13 protein-coding genes are annotated in these 16,979 nt (G+C 41.6%); 6 read left to right on the forward strand and 7 right to left on the reverse strand.

Annotated elements, in window-relative coordinates:
• Positions 1 to 2: 2 nt before the first annotated feature.
• The 4 genes from I4Q58_RS10170 to I4Q58_RS10185 are packed head-to-tail and all read left to right on the forward strand — an operon-like array spanning position 3 to position 5,502.
• Positions 3 to 452, forward strand: coding sequence for a thiol-disulfide oxidoreductase DCC family protein (locus I4Q58_RS10170; RefSeq protein WP_203295764.1), 450 nt, complete (start codon positions 3 to 5; stop codon positions 450 to 452).
• Positions 453 to 502: 50 nt separating this feature from the next.
• Complete coding sequence (locus I4Q58_RS10175; RefSeq protein WP_203295765.1) at positions 503 to 1,888, forward strand: sensor histidine kinase; 1,386 nt, start codon at positions 503 to 505, stop codon at positions 1,886 to 1,888.
• Positions 1,885 to 2,580, forward strand: a complete 696-nt coding sequence (locus I4Q58_RS10180; RefSeq protein ID WP_203295766.1) for a response regulator transcription factor — start codon at positions 1,885 to 1,887, stop codon at positions 2,578 to 2,580. The genes I4Q58_RS10175 and I4Q58_RS10180 overlap by 4 nt, the downstream gene beginning before the upstream one ends.
• A gap of 30 nt (positions 2,581 to 2,610) precedes the next feature.
• Positions 2,611 to 5,502: a T9SS type A sorting domain-containing protein gene (locus I4Q58_RS10185; RefSeq protein WP_203295767.1), complete on the forward strand. Its 2,892-nt coding sequence runs from the start codon at positions 2,611 to 2,613 to the stop codon at positions 5,500 to 5,502.
• 56 nt (positions 5,503 to 5,558) lie between these two features.
• On the opposite strand, the gene I4Q58_RS10190 is transcribed toward I4Q58_RS10185, so the two are convergent.
• The 6 genes from I4Q58_RS10190 to aroC form a co-directional block, all read right to left on the reverse strand.
• Positions 5,559 to 6,722: a flavohemoglobin expression-modulating QEGLA motif protein gene (locus I4Q58_RS10190; protein ID WP_203295768.1), complete on the reverse strand. Its 1,164-nt coding sequence runs from the start codon at positions 6,720 to 6,722 to the stop codon at positions 5,559 to 5,561.
• Positions 6,715 to 7,554, reverse strand: a complete 840-nt coding sequence (locus I4Q58_RS10195; RefSeq protein ID WP_203295769.1) for an N-formylglutamate amidohydrolase — start codon at positions 7,552 to 7,554, stop codon at positions 6,715 to 6,717. The genes I4Q58_RS10190 and I4Q58_RS10195 overlap by 8 nt, the downstream gene beginning before the upstream one ends.
• Before the next feature lie 53 nt (positions 7,555 to 7,607).
• On the reverse strand, positions 7,608 to 8,636 hold the full coding sequence (gene gshB, locus I4Q58_RS10200; protein WP_203295770.1) for a glutathione synthase: 1,029 nt from the start codon (positions 8,634 to 8,636) through the stop codon (positions 7,608 to 7,610).
• An 85-nt stretch (positions 8,637 to 8,721) separates the two neighbouring features.
• Entirely contained in the window at positions 8,722 to 9,510 is a 789-nt protein-coding gene (locus tag I4Q58_RS10205; RefSeq protein WP_203295771.1) for a hypothetical protein, read from the reverse strand.
• Between the two features lie 163 nt (positions 9,511 to 9,673).
• Complete coding sequence (locus I4Q58_RS10210; RefSeq protein ID WP_203295772.1) at positions 9,674 to 10,987, reverse strand: dicarboxylate/amino acid:cation symporter; 1,314 nt, start codon at positions 10,985 to 10,987, stop codon at positions 9,674 to 9,676.
• A gap of 55 nt (positions 10,988 to 11,042) precedes the next feature.
• Positions 11,043 to 12,116 (reverse strand): chorismate synthase, encoded by a 1,074-nt coding sequence (gene aroC, locus I4Q58_RS10215; protein ID WP_203295773.1) that lies wholly within the window; start codon positions 12,114 to 12,116, stop codon positions 11,043 to 11,045.
• Between the two features lie 154 nt (positions 12,117 to 12,270).
• Here aroC and I4Q58_RS10220 point away from each other — a divergent pair, with 154 nt between their 5' ends.
• The gene (locus I4Q58_RS10220) at positions 12,271 to 13,101 is read left to right on the forward strand and encodes a UDP-2,3-diacylglucosamine diphosphatase (RefSeq protein WP_203295774.1); all 831 of its coding nucleotides are present in this window, start codon (positions 12,271 to 12,273) and stop codon (positions 13,099 to 13,101) included.
• A 37-nt stretch (positions 13,102 to 13,138) separates the two neighbouring features.
• Entirely contained in the window at positions 13,139 to 13,933 is a 795-nt protein-coding gene (locus tag I4Q58_RS10225) for a hypothetical protein (protein WP_203295775.1), read from the forward strand.
• Here I4Q58_RS10225 and I4Q58_RS10230 read toward each other — a convergent pair.
• The gene (locus tag I4Q58_RS10230; RefSeq protein ID WP_236002888.1) at positions 13,920 to 16,862 is read right to left on the reverse strand and encodes an FAD-binding and (Fe-S)-binding domain-containing protein; all 2,943 of its coding nucleotides are present in this window, start codon (positions 16,860 to 16,862) and stop codon (positions 13,920 to 13,922) included. The genes I4Q58_RS10225 and I4Q58_RS10230 overlap by 14 nt on opposite strands.
• Positions 16,863 to 16,979 lie beyond the last annotated feature (117 nt).

Raw genomic sequence — 16,979 nt, forward strand, 5'->3', positions numbered from 1 at the left:
GCATGCAAGAAAATGGCAAAAAAATTATCCTTTTCGATGGTGTCTGCAATTTATGCAATAGCAGTATTGTTTTCATTATTAAGCGTGACAAAAGGGATATGTTTCGCTTCGCTGCGCTTCAGGAAAGTATCGGACAAGCATTAATCGCCAAGCATAACATCGATACTTCCAAAACCGATTCCATTATCCTTGTCGATGGCGATACCCATTACGAAAAATCGTCGGCAGCCCTACGCATCGCCAGGCATCTTTCAGGCGGATGGCCATTACTTTCCGCTTTTTTGATACTGCCCAAATTCATTAGGAATGCCGTATATGATTATATCGCAAAGAACCGCTATAAGTGGTTTGGAAAGAAAGAGAGCTGCATGATCCCAACGCCGGAGTTGAAGTCCAAGTTCCTATACGGCAATATATTACTTCACACTTCATCTAAGTTAACGCAACGTTAACGCACCTTCATAATTCTTCTAATAGATCGGGGTTAACGTATTTTTAGCCCATGCAATCGAAATCGAAGTTACTGGTTATTTTTTCAATTTTCACCCTAATAGCACTTATCGCTATTCAGGGATACCTTATTTATAATACTTATGAACTGAAGCAAAAAACGATTACGATCGATGCGCGAAATGCTATTGCCAAGGTCTACAATACTCCAGAAGTAGATAGTATTGCATGGTTATATAGAAACGATTTCCTTTCCAATTTAGAGCTATATAAGCAAAAGGAAATATCGAAACAAGAACTTGTTAACCGCTTAGAGAGAAAATCCGAAGCTATAAATCCCGGTTTCACAACCTTGTTTAACACTGGGTTGCAAGAGTATCATGACAAATTTGATGTTCAAATTAAAAAAATCGTTACGTCAATCTCAATTACCGACTCTATTGGAAATACCGAAAATCTCTATCCCCTAAAGGATCAAGATACCATCTTACTCCTAGGAAAATCCTTTGCTCAGGAGGATGGACTTCTTATCAACAATAGTACATGGCAAAAGGACCACGAAATTGAAATGCCGAAAGGTGTTCAAACCGTCGACTTAAATTTCAAGTCTAGCATCTATATGAACATTACCAATTGGAATGCTCTTTTACTGCGTGAACTCTCAGGTTTGCTGATTGCCGCCAGTGCACTACTCCTCTTTGTGGTAGCGCTCTTTTATTACTCCCTTCAAAATTTGATGAAGCAGAAGCGCGTAGCGGAAATAAAAACCGATTTTATAAATAATATTACCCACGAATTAAAGACACCGCTCTCCACCCTATCCTTGGCAACCAAGACGCTTACGAGCGAGCAGGCGAAGCAGAATGAAACTATGCGGAATGAAGCTATACAGATAATTGAGCGTCAGAATAGCCGTCTTCAGAATCTGATTGATCAAGTATTGAAAAGTAGTCTTGGCTATCAACAGATTCAGTTATCGAAAGAAGAGTTTAATCCTAGCGTCTTTTTAAATCGACTTATGGAAGACTATAAATTATCGTTGGATAAGGAAGTAGATATTCTAAAGAACATCGATAACACAGGTTTAACGCTAACAGCGGACCCTTTCTTTCTAGGTACGGCGATTATCAATATCCTGAATAATGCCGTGAAATATGGAGGCTCGGAACTCGTCTTCACCTACGATATCGAAAAGGAAACCAACCAGCACCGTATTTCAATATCGGATAATGGCATTGGAATTTCAAAAAAATATCAGAAATACATCTTCGATAAGTTTTTCAGAATAGGTGAAAAGAACAAGCACAATTACAAAGGGTTAGGGCTTGGATTATATTACACCAAGCAGATAATCATCGCCCATGAAGGGAACATTTCAGTAGAAAGTGAAACCGGAGAGCGCACAACCTTCACCATAAAACTTCCTATTATATCATGAACAGAATTTTACTTGCAGAAGACGACCACGATTTTGGAACCATGCTGAAGCAGTATCTGGAGCTGAATGGTTTTAATGTAACCTGGGGTAAAAATGGTGAAGAAGCACATACCCTATTTAGCGAAGGCGACTTCGACATCTGCGTGCTCGATATTATGATGCCCGTTATGGATGGCTTCACCTTGGCAAAAAAGATCATTGAAGCACGTCCCGACATTCCGTTCTTATTCCTTACGGCCCGCAAGACCAAAGAAGACCGTATTAAAGGATTGAAACTTGGCGCCGACGATTATGTGATAAAGCCTTTCGAGGCAGAAGAGCTAATCTTCAGAATAAAGAACATTATCAAACGCACCCAGCAACAAAATACGTTTCAAGAAAACTTGCCTGAGGACGAGCAAATCGAACTAGCCTCCTATTCCTTCGATGTTAAAAATCTAGAACTAAAGCGAAAAGATGACATTCAAAAGTTAACGGGGCGTGAAGCTAAGTTGCTGTATTTCCTCTATCAAAATAGGAACCGATTGATTCGTCGAGAAGAAATCCTTTCGGGCGTTTGGGGCAAAACAGACTTCTTCTCTGGAAGAAGTATGGATGTCTTCCTGAGCCGAATTCGAAAATATTTAAAAAATGACGATCGCATTAGCCTCGAAAGTGTTAGGGGTGTGGGATTGGAGTTTACTATTCAATAAATATCTAAATCAATAATTCAACTAGTTATTATGAAAACAATTACAAGATCAATTTTTCTTTGCTTGCTATTCTCTGTAGGGATGTTGCAGGCACAGGAGTACTTTGGAACCAACACCTTTGGGGACGGAGGTATTGAAACTGCGCTAAATTCGGTGCAAAATAGTGAAGGGGTGGTATACACACCGGGATTATATTCTGGAACCATTACCGTAGGGACAGAATCAATTACTTGGGCTGGTGGTAACGCCGATGGTTACGTTGCCTTGCATGACAGCGAAGGAAATCCATTGGATGTACTAGGATTTGGTGGCGGATTTGACGATGTTGTTATCGACATCGCTATCGATGCTAACGATAATGTTTATCTAACGGGATATTTCCAAGGTGCCTTGGCCAGTAATCCATTTGATGCCGATCCTGGGCCAGACGTATTCCCTTTATTACAACCAGCATTCGGACTTAGCCGCGATATGTTTGTAATAAAATTGGATAGCAACAACGATTTCGTATGGGCAAAGCAGATAAGCAATCCTTTCGGTTTTGGTGCCATTAACGAAGACGCTCAAACAATTGAATTGGACAGCGATGGTAATGTTTATATTGGAGGATCCTTCATTTTAGCAGATTTCGATCCCGATCCTTCAGTCGATAATGTTGTATTTTCTGAAGATAGCAGTACAAAAGACGGTTTTATCTTAAAATTAGATGTTGATGGTAACTTCGTATGGGTAAAAACCCTTCCAGGTGCTGGCGGATTGGTTGAAGTTGAAGACATCGAGTTCGACGATAATGGCGACCTAGTAGTTCTGGGTCGTGTAGAAAATGTGGTCGATATGGATCCCGATGAAACCAACACCGATGAATATACCTCAGTAGGCGGAAACGATCTTTTTATGGCTAAATATGATGCCGATGGAAACTACATCTGGGGACAAGGTTTTGGAGGTCCAGGACTTGAGATCGGTAATGTAATTCGTGCCATTGGTTCCGAAATTTATGTTGGTGGAATGTTCTCAGCGGGAGCAGATCTAGACCCATCAGCGGGAGAAGAAATCCCAACGCCAAACGGAGGAGCACTGGATTCATTCTTCACCCAATTTGATAGCGATGGAAACTTTCAATATACGTACGCGTTTGGAGGTGATGATGATACTGCTTTGGAAAACGTATTTTTTATTGCGGAAGGACCAAATGGCGATTTGTTTGTAAGTGGTTCCTTTAACGGAACAACAGATTTTGATGCCGGTACAGGAGAATCAACTACCACCGTTAATGGAGCAGCCGATAACTATATCATGCAACTAGGAACTGATGGTACATATAAAAACCATTGGACTGTTGGTGGTCCAAGCACAGAAGGAAACGCACATGTGCTTTTCAACGATGAGGACCAGATTATCACTTCGGGTATCTTTCAAGACAGTGTAGATTTTAATCCTTTATCGGGTGAAGATATTTTGACAAGTAATGGAAATCGCGATATTTATATTTCAAGGTTCTTTCCTTTTAACACTGGAAACGACAGTTGTAATGGTGCTATTCCTTTAACATGTGGTGAAACGGTTACTGGTGAAACAACTTTCGATACCGACAGCGGTGGAAATATCGCACCAGATGAATTTTTCAGCTTTACGGGAACCGGCGATCCGCAAATTGTAACCATCTCATTGTGTGATGGTGGTACCGATTACGATTCCTTGCTCCGCGTATTCGATAGCTGTGATCTGACAAATGAATTAGCGGTTAATGACGATGCATGTGGTGTACAGTCTGAAGTATCTTTTCTTTCCGATGGCACAAGTACCTACTTCATTATGGTAGAAGGTTTTAACGATAACACAGGAAACTTCAGTTTAAACGTCTCGTGTATCACGCCTCCGGAGAACGATCAATGTGAAGGAGCACTTCCTATTGCCTGTGGTGAAACCATTACAGGTTCAACAGAAAACGCATCTATCGATTCTGACGCACCAGAGTGCAGTACAGCTATCACCGCACCAGGTGTTTGGTATGCCTTTACCGATGATAGTGGTTTGGCAGCAGATTACACTGTATCGTTATGTGATGGTGGAACGGACTTCGATAGCAAATTGACAGTGTATACAGGCGAATGTGGTACGTTGGTATGTGAAACGGATAATGATGATGCCTGTGGCCTACAATCTGAAGTTACCTTCAGCGGTGACGGCAATACCACGTATTATATCCTAGTTCACGGCTTTGGAAGTGCAACCGGAAACTTTTCACTTAATATCGATTGTGCGCCCGTACCACCACCGAACGATATGATCGTAAATTCAATTGATGTCGATGAGCTTGGCTTTCCATACACCGATCCATCCGTAGCCATGCCAGCGGCAACCACAGAAGATGGTAGCCCGTTAAACTGTAATATCGATGGTGCCAATGGAGTTTGGTACAACTTTACGTCGGCAGGTGATGGCGATGCAACAGCGACTATTGTTTCTCCTGCAGGCGCTAGCTCCGTCACCTTTTACGAAGCACCTGATGAAAATGCAACCGAAACCGATTTGGTATTGGTCGACCAAAATACGAACCAATGTGTTCCTGGAACTACAGCAACCATCAATACAACTGCTGGACAAGCATATTATGTGTTTGTCGTGAATACAGGTGGGATTACAGATATCACAATAGATGGAAATTTCTTGAATACCGAGGATAACCAACTCGAAGGTTTCACCTTTTATCCAAATCCTACCGATGCGATTCTAAATCTGAAGGCAAATGAGTCTATTGAAGCGATCAGCATTATTAATATGCTGGGTCAGACTGTGCTACAACAAAAGATTGGTAACACGCAATCGAGTGTGGATGTGTCGGCCTTGGCAACAGGTTCTTACTTGTTGCAAGTGAAGGCAAATGGCAATACAGGAACCTATCGCTTGATGATTCAATAGCGTAGGGAAATGTAGTTTTTTTCAAGGGAAAGGCGGGCAAGAAATTGTCCGCTTTTTTATTTTAAATTCTGAAGAATAAAATTGAGCTTGGTACTGCTGTTATCGTTAAACTCAAAGGCATAGTTTTCATAATATCCTTCTTCAGCCAAGCCTTCCTCTCGCCATTTTTCAATAATTGGGGCATAATCGAGTGAAACTTTTCCAGTCAGTAAATCATCCAAAGAATCGCCGGCATGATATAAATCGTAGACCTTTTTCAAGCCTGTAAGGTATAAATGATCTTTGGTGAAACCGCCACCACGATGGGCACGTAGCGAAATGTTATAGGCCTCTTCCCTATTCAATTTATATTGATTGTGAAGCAAGTCGAAGGTATCACAAAAGTTGGAGCCCTTTCGCAAACTATCGGTTGCCAGAACACGATAGCTCAATTCCTTAAGGCGATACAACGTTAAACATCCGCTCATATATTCACTGAAAACCGCTAATCCTTCTTGGGTTTCTACATTCTTCGGAAATCCATTGTGGAAAATCTTCAACGGCTGACGAAGACTATTAAATGTAGTGACTAGGTGAACTCCAATTTCATGATTCGCCAACACTTTCAACTGATTGGCACTAAACGTATGGTTTTTCTTCAACAATAACTTCTGCTTGTTGTTCAGCACCATAGCCGCCGCTGAGATCTTGGTTGACAATTGAATCTCGAAGTCAAAATCGTATCGCTTCGTAAATTCCTTGAAGTACTCTTCAGCATCCTGAGCTGAATATACGGGCATCATTTCCTGTTGGTACTCATCGTCTGCAAAGTGAAGGATAAAGCGGGCGTTTTCAACATCTTTTTCCGTTGGGGTTCCAAAAGATTTCAAACTGTTGAAATAGAATTTGTTCCCTTGTCCAACCGCTTCTACACACTGAATCAATCCAGAATAATCATAAATTACATCGCGATAAAAATCGCGGGTTTCTTCATCTTCTATGGCCGCTAAATCTTGGGAAAACAATTCCTGCTGCAATTTGTGTGCATCGAAATCTATTTTTCGATAGTGAAAACTTGGGTTTACATTGTATTTGGAGGCAAAAAAATTACGTTTCTCCTGTTCGATGTTGACGGGATTCACGTAATTCAGCAATTCGATCTTCTTCACCAACTTATTGAGGTTCTTATCAATCCTAAACAAATTCGGGTATGCTGCTATGGTTTTTTCCAATTTATCCATTCGTTCCATTAAATGTTTTGTCGAAAAGGGCGGCGTGTTCTTTCACTTTTGTCCGCAACTGTTCTTCGATGGCATCCACCACTTCGGGAAAGATAACTTGCTTCAGCTCATCGCAATAAATTTTCTTGAATTCGGTTGCCAGTACCAAGGTATTGTTGAAATTCTGTGTGATAAACTTCAAAAAGTATCCATTTCCATAAAAGGTATCGTTAATCTTTGAAGTAGCTTCTACTTTTCTGGGTAACTTCAATTGCGAAAGCGAAGCACGCCAGTTTTCGACCATTTCACCAAAACGATCATTATCGATGTTCATCGTTCCCAAGTTGATGACAGGTACTTCCCTATCCCAGCGACGCCAGTTATAGCTGTGCATATCGTACACCACCACATGTCCGAATTTGTTCTCAAGCGTATTGATCAAAGCGCGGACCACTTCATAAAAGCGTGCATGTTTCTTCAAGCTTTTCCGCTTTGCGATAGGTGAAAGCGGCTTCCTCCACAGTTGCTTTCCCCAGGCTTCATCAAATACCGCATGTTCGGGATCTCGATTTAGGTCGTATTCGAAGCGACTGTCACAACCTGCTATAACGATAGGATGCGATTTAACGAATTCCTTCGTACAGGGATCTTCTTCGAACCAACGATCGTATTCAGAATGAAGACAATTCTTCCAAAGCGATTTTCTGAATTGGTGCCCATCATGCACCGCGCCGCATACGTAAGGAACATATTCTTCAATTTTTATGGTGAAGGAATAGTCGGCAGCAACGGCTTCAAAGCATTTTTCAGCCTTGATATTCTTGATAATCTGATTGACGGAAAGTTTTTTCATCGAGCGCGAAGATACGGTGAAATTACATTTCTAATAAAATATGCGTGAAGATCTTAAGCGTCACTGACGTGCTTGCGTAACTTTTGACGACGCTCAAAGGCATTTACACGTTCCAAAACCATGTCTTCAACAAAGTCGATTACCTTTTCCTGAACCCGAGTTTTATACACTTTATTCATGTAGGTGATTCCGCCTGGCGACATTACATTTACCTCTACCAATTTTCCGCCGATTACATCAATTCCAACAAAGTATAGACCATCTTGTACCAGTTTCGGACCGATACGTCGACACAATTCCTTTTCCTGTTTGCTCAAGCTATGCTTTTGAACAGAACCTCCTGCACTAACATTACTTCGGTGGTCCTCCTCCCCTGGTACGCGTCGCATAGCTCCGATGGGTTGCCCATTCAATAGAAGAATTCTAACATCCCCCTGATCCGCGCCTTCAATATATTCTTGAAGTATTACGTAGTTCGTCGTACCGTCTTTATTGTCGATATAGAAATCAAGCAAAGAGTTAATACTGCTCATCGCCCGTTTTTCAATAAGAATAACCCCAGAACCACCGTAGCCATTTAAAGGCTTCAATATCATTTTCTCGGGACCTTCCTTGATTGTTTTTTTAAGATATTCCTTATTTTTTGTGACATGGGTTCTTGGAATAAGCTCGTTATCCTCATCTTCAAAAACGGCTGTATACAATTTGTTATTCGCTCTACGGATGCCATCCAGATCGTTCATGATAAAAACATCGTCCTTCACTGAATCTAAGAAATTCAGCATAATCATATCCAATGGCGGGTTGCTACGAAGAATAATCACATCGAATCCTGCCAATGGTAACATTTCATCATAAAATTCAGCTTTGCCATGAAAGGATTTCAATGATTTGGAAACCTTCTCCTGTCGTTTTAAGCACTTACTAAAGGCAAAAGCAACGCTATCGCGGATGGTAAGGTTGGCTGGAGTGGTTACGGCAAGTCCATGACCGCGTTTCGCGAATTCATGAATCATTGCCAAAGTTGAATCGTTTTCAGGATCGATTTGATCCCACGGGTACATAATAAAGCAAACGTTCATAGTGGTCAGTTTTGTATGATGTTAAAATACAAATTCTTAAAAATAAGCCTACCACTATTTTAAAAAAATACGGTATTCAAAATAATTAGTTGCCAAAAACCCTAAAGTTGTCGAATCCCGCATAGTCATCGGCTCCGTTCTGAGCAATCATTAAACTTAGGCGAACGTTTGTCACGGAAGGTGGAATTACAATCGTTTCAGTACCTTCGACCGTAAGGTTCCCAGCGCCATTTACCAAGGTAACCACACCTTGACTAACATCGTCATGGAAAACTTCGTACGTAACATCGTCGCCATTATCGAATTCGAATATGTCATAATCGAATGAAACTCGTGGATTCGTAAGGCTAGATACATTTACATTCACAAAGTCAATTCGATGTGCGAAGCTTCCGCCTCCATTGGGGTTATCCAAATCACGACACCCTAGGTAATTCAAATTGACCAAATCGATATTGGTACTTCCGGCACCTATATTACTAACAACATCCCAAATATCCCCTGAAACGTTATAAGGGGTTGGCGTCAATGTATAATTCCAACTTAAATTAGCATCAAAATCCTGTACTGCCAAAGTACTGGTTGTCGTAGACAATGTGTAGATGGTTTCCCAGCTTACACCATTCCAAATTTCCAACGTACCCGTCCCCTCAACGAAAACCAACATACCAATATCGGAAGAGGTAGCCGGAATATCGTCGCGCTCTACTTGTGACGGAACACGAGGTGGGAGAAAGCCTTTATAGTTTGTGCCATCACTGGTACTACTAATTTCCATCATGGAAGCATTGGAGGGTGAGGTTGTGCCAATTCCAACCTGTGCATGCGTGAAGGCAAACATCAAAATAAATACAAAAGATGTAACGTATTTCATAGCTATGGTATTTAAGTCATAGCTATAAGTGGTTAAATGCGATTTGGGCTATCAAATGTAGCTAAAAATCGAACAGACAGATATTAATAAACCATTAAATGCCAACACTTTTGCTTAACATTCATGAAACACGATATCCTGCAATTCATGAATTATATAAAGACTATTCTTCTTTATTTTTCGGATAGTTATCGTCCCAGTCCTTAACATGAGGCACGCCCAATTTTCCTTGCGATTTTGCTACCATCATCGATACCGCAGCATCGCCGGTAACGTTTACTGTAGTTCTACACATATCCAACGGTCGATCGACAGCGAAAATCAATGCCAATCCAGCTTCTGGGATTCCAGCTTGTGCCAGAACGATGACCAACATCACCATTCCTGCGCCTGGCACAGCGGCAGATCCAATAGATGCCAGCGTAGCAGTTGCAATTATCCCCAATTGTGCGCCTAGGGATAGATCCATTCCAAACGCTTGGGCGATAAATACCGCTGCAACGGCTTGGTATAAACTTGTACCGTCCATGTTAATAGTAGCCCCTATCGGCAACACAAAACTGGTCACTTCCCGTTTCACGCCTAAATGCTCCTCAACCCGTTCCATTGTTACTGGTAAGGTTGCGGCACTACTACTGGTAGAAAAGGCCAATAATTGTGCAGGACCAATCCCACTTAAGAAACTACTTGGTGTATGTCGGGTAAAGGTCCAAACCAATAGAATATAAACGCCAATCATTAATGCCAGTCCCAACACTACACAGAGTGCATACATTCCTAAGGCAGCAAACAAATCGGCACTGGGTGCTTCCACCACCAAGGCTGCCAATAAAGCGAAAACCCCGTAGGGAGCGGCGAGCATGATGAGATCGATCATTTTTAAAATGACCTCATTGAAGCCATCAAAAAAATCTTTTACAGGTTGGGCTGTTTTTTCAGGAATTAAAATCAATCCGATTCCAAAGAAAATGGCGAAGAAGATAACCTGAAGCATGTTTCGGTTGTCTCCAGAAGCACCTATGATGTTCTCAGGCACCAAATCGACCAGTGCTTGTAACGGACCTGCCTCTTTCTGTCGCTGTGCATCCTGCCGTTTCAATTCGGCATCACCGCCATAGGCTTCTACTAATTCATCGCGTGTATCTTCACCAATGGTTGCACCTGGTTTCACCACATTAACAACACCCAATCCAATAGATACCGCGATTACCGTGGTTATTACATAGGTTAAAATAGTACGAAGGCCCATTTGAGAAAGACTGGAAATATCCTTTAAATCGGATACGCCTTTAATCAACGATGCCAAGATCAAGGGAACTGCAATCAACTTCAAGGCATTTATAAATATCGTTCCGAACGGTTTAATCCAATCGCCGATAAAGTCATCACCCCAACTAAAATTTGTAAGAACGAGGGCAAAAACAACCCCCAATGCCATTCCTAAAAGAATTTGCCAATGCAGTGCCAGTTTTTTCATATATATGCCCGAAAAGCCGGGTAGCTATTTATGTTCGCCAAGCGAAACAGGTTATTTATTCTGTTGTCAAGGTAGCTATTTTGTTCATCAGCCAAAAATCGGCTAAGGTTAGGGCTGCCATTGCTTCTACAATGGGAACCGCTCTTGGTACCACACATGGATCATGCCGACCCTTTCCCTGCATTTCTACCTTCTCTCCTTTTGAATTAATAGTTTCTTGCGATTGCATTAAGGTCGCGACAGGTTTGAACGCAACCGTAAAATATATCGGCTGACCGTTGCTGATGCCACCTTGAATACCACCGCTAAAGTTTGTTTCGGTACTGCCGTCCTCGCGAAAGCGATCGTTATGGTCGCTTCCCTTCATTTTGCTGCCTTCAAAACCGCTGCCGTATTCAAAACCTTTAACAGCATTTATCGAAAGCATCGCTTTTCCCAGTTGGGCGTCTAGTTTTTCAAAAACAGGTTCTCCCAATCCGATTGATACATTTTCGATAACACAGGTTATCTGCCCCCCTACGGTATCACCTTGCTTGCGGATTTCTTTAATATACGCTTCCATATCCTTCGCCATAGCAGCATCGGGACAACGCACGATATTTTGTTCAATCTGGTTGAAATCGACCTCGGTATATTTTTTGTTTAGTTGAAGGGTCCCTACGGAAGAAACATAGGCAGTAATCGTAACATCCTTCAGCAACTGTTTGGCAATCGCTCCTGCCGCAACCCAATTGGCGGTTTCGCGGGCTGAAGACCTGCCTCCACCCTTGTAATCGCGAACGCCATATTTTTTATCATAGGTGAAGTCGGCATGTGAAGGACGGTATACGTCTTTTATATGTGAATAATCTTTCGACTTCTTATTTGTGTTGTCAATTTGAAAGCCGATCGGTGTTCCGGTAGTAACGCCTTCCATGATACCAGATAGGAAACGGACGGTGTCTTCTTCCTTTCGTTGGGTAACGATCGCTGATTGTCCAGGCTTTCTGCGTTGCATCTCACGTTCTATCGCTTCAAAGTCTAACGCAAGCCCTGCTGGACAGCCTTCAATTATTCCGCCGATGGCAGTTCCGTGCGATTCACCGAAAGTAGTAAGTTTAAAAAGGGTTCCGAAGCTATTACCTGCCATAACAACAAATGTAATTTTTCAAACTGAATTTGAAAAATAAACTTCTAGCGTGACTTCTTCACAATAAAGAAATATTAGGATAACCATTTGAACAATAAACGATAACATTTAGGTAATTGTCGGTCGCCAATAATTACGAAACTTTGTATCCCAAATGAAGCGCAAAGTAGAAGTTGTTGTAATCTCCGATATTCATTTGGGAACCTACGGTTGTCACGCCAAGGAAGTCCTACAGTACCTCAATTCGGTGAAGCCAAAGAAATTGATTCTCAATGGCGATATCATCGATATCTGGCAATTCCGTAAACGCTATTTTCCCAAAGCCCATCTTCAGGTATTAAAAAAGATTATTTCCCTGGCTGCCAAAGGCACCAAGGTGTATTATCTCACCGGTAACCATGATGAGAAAATGCGCCGCTTTAGTGAGACCAAAATGGGAAACATTCAGATCTTGGATAAACTCGTGCTTAATCTTGACGGTAAAAAAGCCTGGTTCTTTCATGGCGATGTGTTCGATGCGAGTGTTCAACATGCGAAGTGGATTGCTAAATTAGGCGGATGGGGATACGATTTGCTGATACTTTTTAACCGCTTTCTGAATCATTGTTTAATAAAAATGGGGCGCGAGAAGTATTCGCTTTCAAAGAAAATCAAAAACAGTGTAAAGGGTGCGGTGAAATTCATTACAAATTTTGAAAGTACGGCAACGCAATTAGCCATCGAGCAAGGTTTCGATTATGTGGTATGTGGCCATATCCATCAACCGACAATTAAAAAAGTGACCTCCAAAAAAGGAGATTGTATGTATTTGAACAGTGGCGATTGGATTGAAAATTTAACCGCCTTGGAATACAAAAACGAACGCTGGAGCCTATATATTCATGGAGGCAAACAAGCACACTTAAATCCAGAAAACGACGAAATAGAAACCATAGAGGAAGTTGAACTTTCAACACTCTTATCGGCCATGACAAAATTTGCCTAGTAATAATGTATCTTTGATACTACCTAAATTTACTAGTATGCGCTTTTCACTTTTATTATTTCTTTCGCTATTCCTTGTGGCTTGCTCTTCCGATGATAGTTCAGACGATAGCTCGCAACCCAATGAAACCGATTATTTTCCACTTACAGCAAATTCATATTGGACCTACAACAATACCAATGAACAAGGCGCCACACGAGATTCATTATATGTAGATGGTGTTTCACAACAAAATGGGAATACATATACCGATTTGGGCGCAAGGCTTCCCATTACAGGGTTCACCACCAACATTTTGGCCAATAATCTAGTTAGGAAAGAAAATGGTAAAGTCTTCATTTTAGGAGAACTTTCTATTCCTATTGAAGGCGTACCTTTTGCCATACCCTTAAACGATGTCATAGTTGTGGATTCAGAAGCAAGCGCTGGAACGCAACTAAGTTTTCTAGAAGATGCTATAGAACAAACTATTATGGATGTTCCCCTCTCTATTGAATATAGCGCCGAAACGGTTCAGGAAAATGATCTGGAAAGCTATACCGTTTCCGGAAACAGCTACAGCGATGTTGAAGTCGCTACACTAACCGTTACGCTAGCCGTAACCGCACAAGTGGAGGTCGGTGGCATTTCCATCCCATTTCCAGTGTTGGCAGAACAGGAAGTATTTACGGTAACGCATTACTTTGCAGCTGATATTGGCTTGATATATGCAGAATCGGCAACCGATTATCAATTAGAGGACCTATCCGGTTTGGGTATCGAATTTCCCTTTCCTACCGAAGTGTCGACCACTGCAACCCAGTCATTAGACACCTACGTTATTGGGGAATAACCAACGCGTTTCGAAGAATCGTAACGGGATGTAAAGCCTCTCTTGAGGTTCCATCCTTAATTTGGTGCCGACAACTGGTACCATTCGCGGCGATTATCGTTTCGGTTGAAGCATTGCGCACAGCTGGAAAGAGTTTTAATTCTCCCATTTTCATACTGATGTCGTAATGCTCCTTTTCATAGCCAAAACTACCAGCCATTCCACAACAACCACTGGGAATAATGGTAGGTTTAAAGTTTTTGGGAAAATTCAAGATGTCGAATGTGACCTTTTGGTTGCTTAGGGATTTTTGGTGACAATGAATATGAATCTTGATTTTCTTTTCTTCGGAAGTGAAGCGCTCCGTTGAAATGACTCCTAATTTCATTTCAGAGGCAAGGAATTCTTCAACCAAAAAACAGTTTTTTGAAATTCCTTTCGCAGCTTCAGCATCATCTGCCAATCGAAAGTATTCGTCGCGAAATCCCAAAATCGCGGAAGGTTCTATGCCCAATAATGGTATTTCCGCTGAAACCATGCTTTTCAACTTCGTTACATTCCTGTTGGCGTGTTCCTTCGCTTCTTTCAAAAATCCTTTACTGATAAGGGCTCTCCCGCTATCCAATCCCGTAATCGGCTCAACCTCATACCCTAATGCCTGAAGCAGGAAAACAGCATCTTCTGCAATAGTTCCATCCAAATAGTTTGAAAACTCATCTATAAATAGAATAACTTTTTTCTTTTTTTGTGAAGGTGAAGGTGAATTCGAACTTGAAGTTGAAATTGAAGTTGAAGTGCTATGTTGAAACGGCTGAAACTTCGGAATACTACGTTCCGCTGCCATTCCCATTGTATTCTTAACCAAGGAAGCTATAAAGGGAATCTTTAGAACAGCATTTGCAAGGTTGGCGAAGGGTTTTGCTTTTCTATACAATGAACTGCTTTTGCCGAAGCGTTTGTCGCGTCTGCTTCTTTTGTTCGATGTATAATATTGATATTGAAATTCTGCTTTTGCCGTTGCCATGTCGACATTACTCGGGCATTCATTCCCGCAGGCCTTGCAACTTATACACAGGTCGAAAACCTCCTTCAATTCTTCGTGATCGAAAGCATTTTGCTTGTCCGAATGCGTCAAGAATTCACGTAGTACATTCGCCCTTCCGCGAGTAGTATGCTTTTCGTCGCGGGTAGCATGGTAACTCGGACACATCGCTCCAGCAGATTTTTCGGTTTTCCGACAATCGCCACTACCGTTACAGTTTTCAGCCAAACGAAGTATTCCTTGTGTATCTGAAAAATCCATTAACGTTTCAATTGAAGGCTCCTTACGATTTTTTTCGTAGCGAAGCGATGCATCCATTTGCCAAGCATCGGTTATTTTTCCAGGGTTGAAGATATTCTGTGGATCAAAGGCTTGTTTAATCCTTTTCAACAACTGAAAGTTTTTTTCACCAATCTGTTGTTCTAGAAATTCCGCCCGAACAATCCCATCTCCATGTTCACCCGAAAATGAACCTTTATATTTTTTACAGAGCTTGGAGACATCGGTAGTTATTTTTCTGAAATAGTCGACCCCTTCAGCCTTTTTCAAATTCAGGATAGGCCGTAAGTGAAGTTCTCCAGCGCCAGCATGCGCATAATACACTGCGTCTTGACCATAGTTTGTCATCAATTGGGTAAATTCTTCAATGTAACTTGGCAAATCCTCTAGGGCAACCGCAGTATCTTCAATACAGGCCACCGCCTTCGCATCACCTATCATATTTCCCAATAACCCCAATCCAGCTTTTCGTAAGTCCAATGCCATTTCAATTTCTTCACCTTTCAGGACGGGGCGTGCATAACTCAAATTCGATATTTCCAAGGCTTTCAGAAGCTTTTCGGTCTGACTTTTAAGTCCTTCGACCGTTTCATCACGCAACTCTAGCATTAACAATGCCTTTGGAGTACCTTCAACAAAAAAACGATAGGGTTCATACTTCTTATTCTTCTCCGTACAACCAAGGATTACATCATCCATCATCTCGCAGGTAAAAAGATTGTGTTGCATTGCAACCACAACATCATTTAAGCAATTGGAAAGATTCTCGTATTGCGAAACGACCATCGCGCTATATTCTGGTGGTAAAGGGTCTAACTGAAGTGTGATTTCAGTAGTGAACGCTAAGGTACCCTCGCTTCCACAGAGAAGGGAAGAAAGGTTAATCGGTACATCGCAAGTATCATCGTAAGCAGAAGTATTCAAAAGAGCGTCGACCGCATAGCCCGTATTTCTTCGGTGGATTTCAGGTTTTGGGAACTCCTTTCGAATTTCGTGTTGTACTTCATTTTTGGAAAGTTCGGTGTATAAAAGGTTATAAAGACTTCCTTCAAAGGATTTTTCCGAGGCTTTTTCAATAAAAGCACTCTTCGACAAAGATTCAAATTGAATCATCTCCCCATTCGATAAAATTGTCTTTAATGAAACAACCTTATCGCGCGTCACCCCATATTGAATACTCGTGGTCCCACTGCTATTATTACCTACCATCCCTCCTATCATACAGCGGTTGCTGGTAGAGGTATTGGGTCCGAAAAACAAGCCATAAGGTTTGAGGTGCTCGTTTAATTCATCTCGAATAACTCCTGGCTGAACAGTTACGGTACGGTTCGCCGTATCGACCCTACGTATTTTGGTGAAATACTTGGAGATATCCACCACAATTCCGTCGCCCACACATTGGCCCGCTAGTGATGTTCCTGCTGCTCTAGGAATTAATCCAATTGTATGTTTTTCGGCAAAGCGAACCAATTGTTGGATTCCCCTTTCATTTTTTGGATATGCAACGGCCAACGGCTTTTTTCGATACACAGAGGCGTCTGTAGCATAGAGTAAACGATGTAGTGTTTGTAGGTGAAAGTCGCCTTCAAATTGCTTTGAAAAAGACATTAAAACTTCAGGTGTAGGCATAGGTTAAAGGTATGAAACAATCGTATTTCTTGAACAATAGAATTAAAATTTCCTTTTTAAATCTGAAACTGTCGTTAACAAAATTTTCGCTACCAGATACGTAAACTTGGCAGGCTG

The sequence above is a fragment of the Luteirhabdus pelagi genome (assembly GCF_016827595.1).
Classification (GTDB): domain Bacteria; phylum Bacteroidota; class Bacteroidia; order Flavobacteriales; family Flavobacteriaceae; genus Luteirhabdus; species Luteirhabdus pelagi.

Excerpts from the sequence above, each read along its gene's own strand:
- I4Q58_RS10230 (WP_236002888.1), bottom strand. The coding sequence starts at position 16,862 with ATGCCTACACCTGAAGTTTTAATGTCTTTTTCAAAGCAATTTGAAGGC.
- I4Q58_RS10225 (WP_203295775.1), top strand. The coding sequence starts at position 13,139 with ATGCGCTTTTCACTTTTATTATTTCTTTCGCTATTCCTTGTGGCTTGC.
- I4Q58_RS10190 (WP_203295768.1), bottom strand. The coding sequence starts at position 6,722 with ATGGATAAATTGGAAAAAACCATAGCAGCATACCCGAATTTGTTTAGG.
- gshB (WP_203295770.1), bottom strand. The coding sequence starts at position 8,636 with ATGAACGTTTGCTTTATTATGTACCCGTGGGATCAAATCGATCCTGAA.
- I4Q58_RS10180 (WP_203295766.1), top strand. The coding sequence starts at position 1,885 with ATGAACAGAATTTTACTTGCAGAAGACGACCACGATTTTGGAACCATG.
- I4Q58_RS10210 (WP_203295772.1), bottom strand. The coding sequence starts at position 10,987 with ATGAAAAAACTGGCACTGCATTGGCAAATTCTTTTAGGAATGGCATTG.
- I4Q58_RS10185 (WP_203295767.1), top strand. The coding sequence starts at position 2,611 with ATGAAAACAATTACAAGATCAATTTTTCTTTGCTTGCTATTCTCTGTA.
- I4Q58_RS10220 (WP_203295774.1), top strand. The coding sequence starts at position 12,271 with ATGAAGCGCAAAGTAGAAGTTGTTGTAATCTCCGATATTCATTTGGGA.
- I4Q58_RS10175 (WP_203295765.1), top strand. The coding sequence starts at position 503 with ATGCAATCGAAATCGAAGTTACTGGTTATTTTTTCAATTTTCACCCTA.
- I4Q58_RS10170 (WP_203295764.1), top strand. The coding sequence starts at position 3 with ATGCAAGAAAATGGCAAAAAAATTATCCTTTTCGATGGTGTCTGCAAT.
- aroC (WP_203295773.1), bottom strand. The coding sequence starts at position 12,116 with ATGGCAGGTAATAGCTTCGGAACCCTTTTTAAACTTACTACTTTCGGT.
- I4Q58_RS10205 (WP_203295771.1), bottom strand. The coding sequence starts at position 9,510 with ATGAAATACGTTACATCTTTTGTATTTATTTTGATGTTTGCCTTCACG.
- I4Q58_RS10195 (WP_203295769.1), bottom strand. The coding sequence starts at position 7,554 with ATGAAAAAACTTTCCGTCAATCAGATTATCAAGAATATCAAGGCTGAA.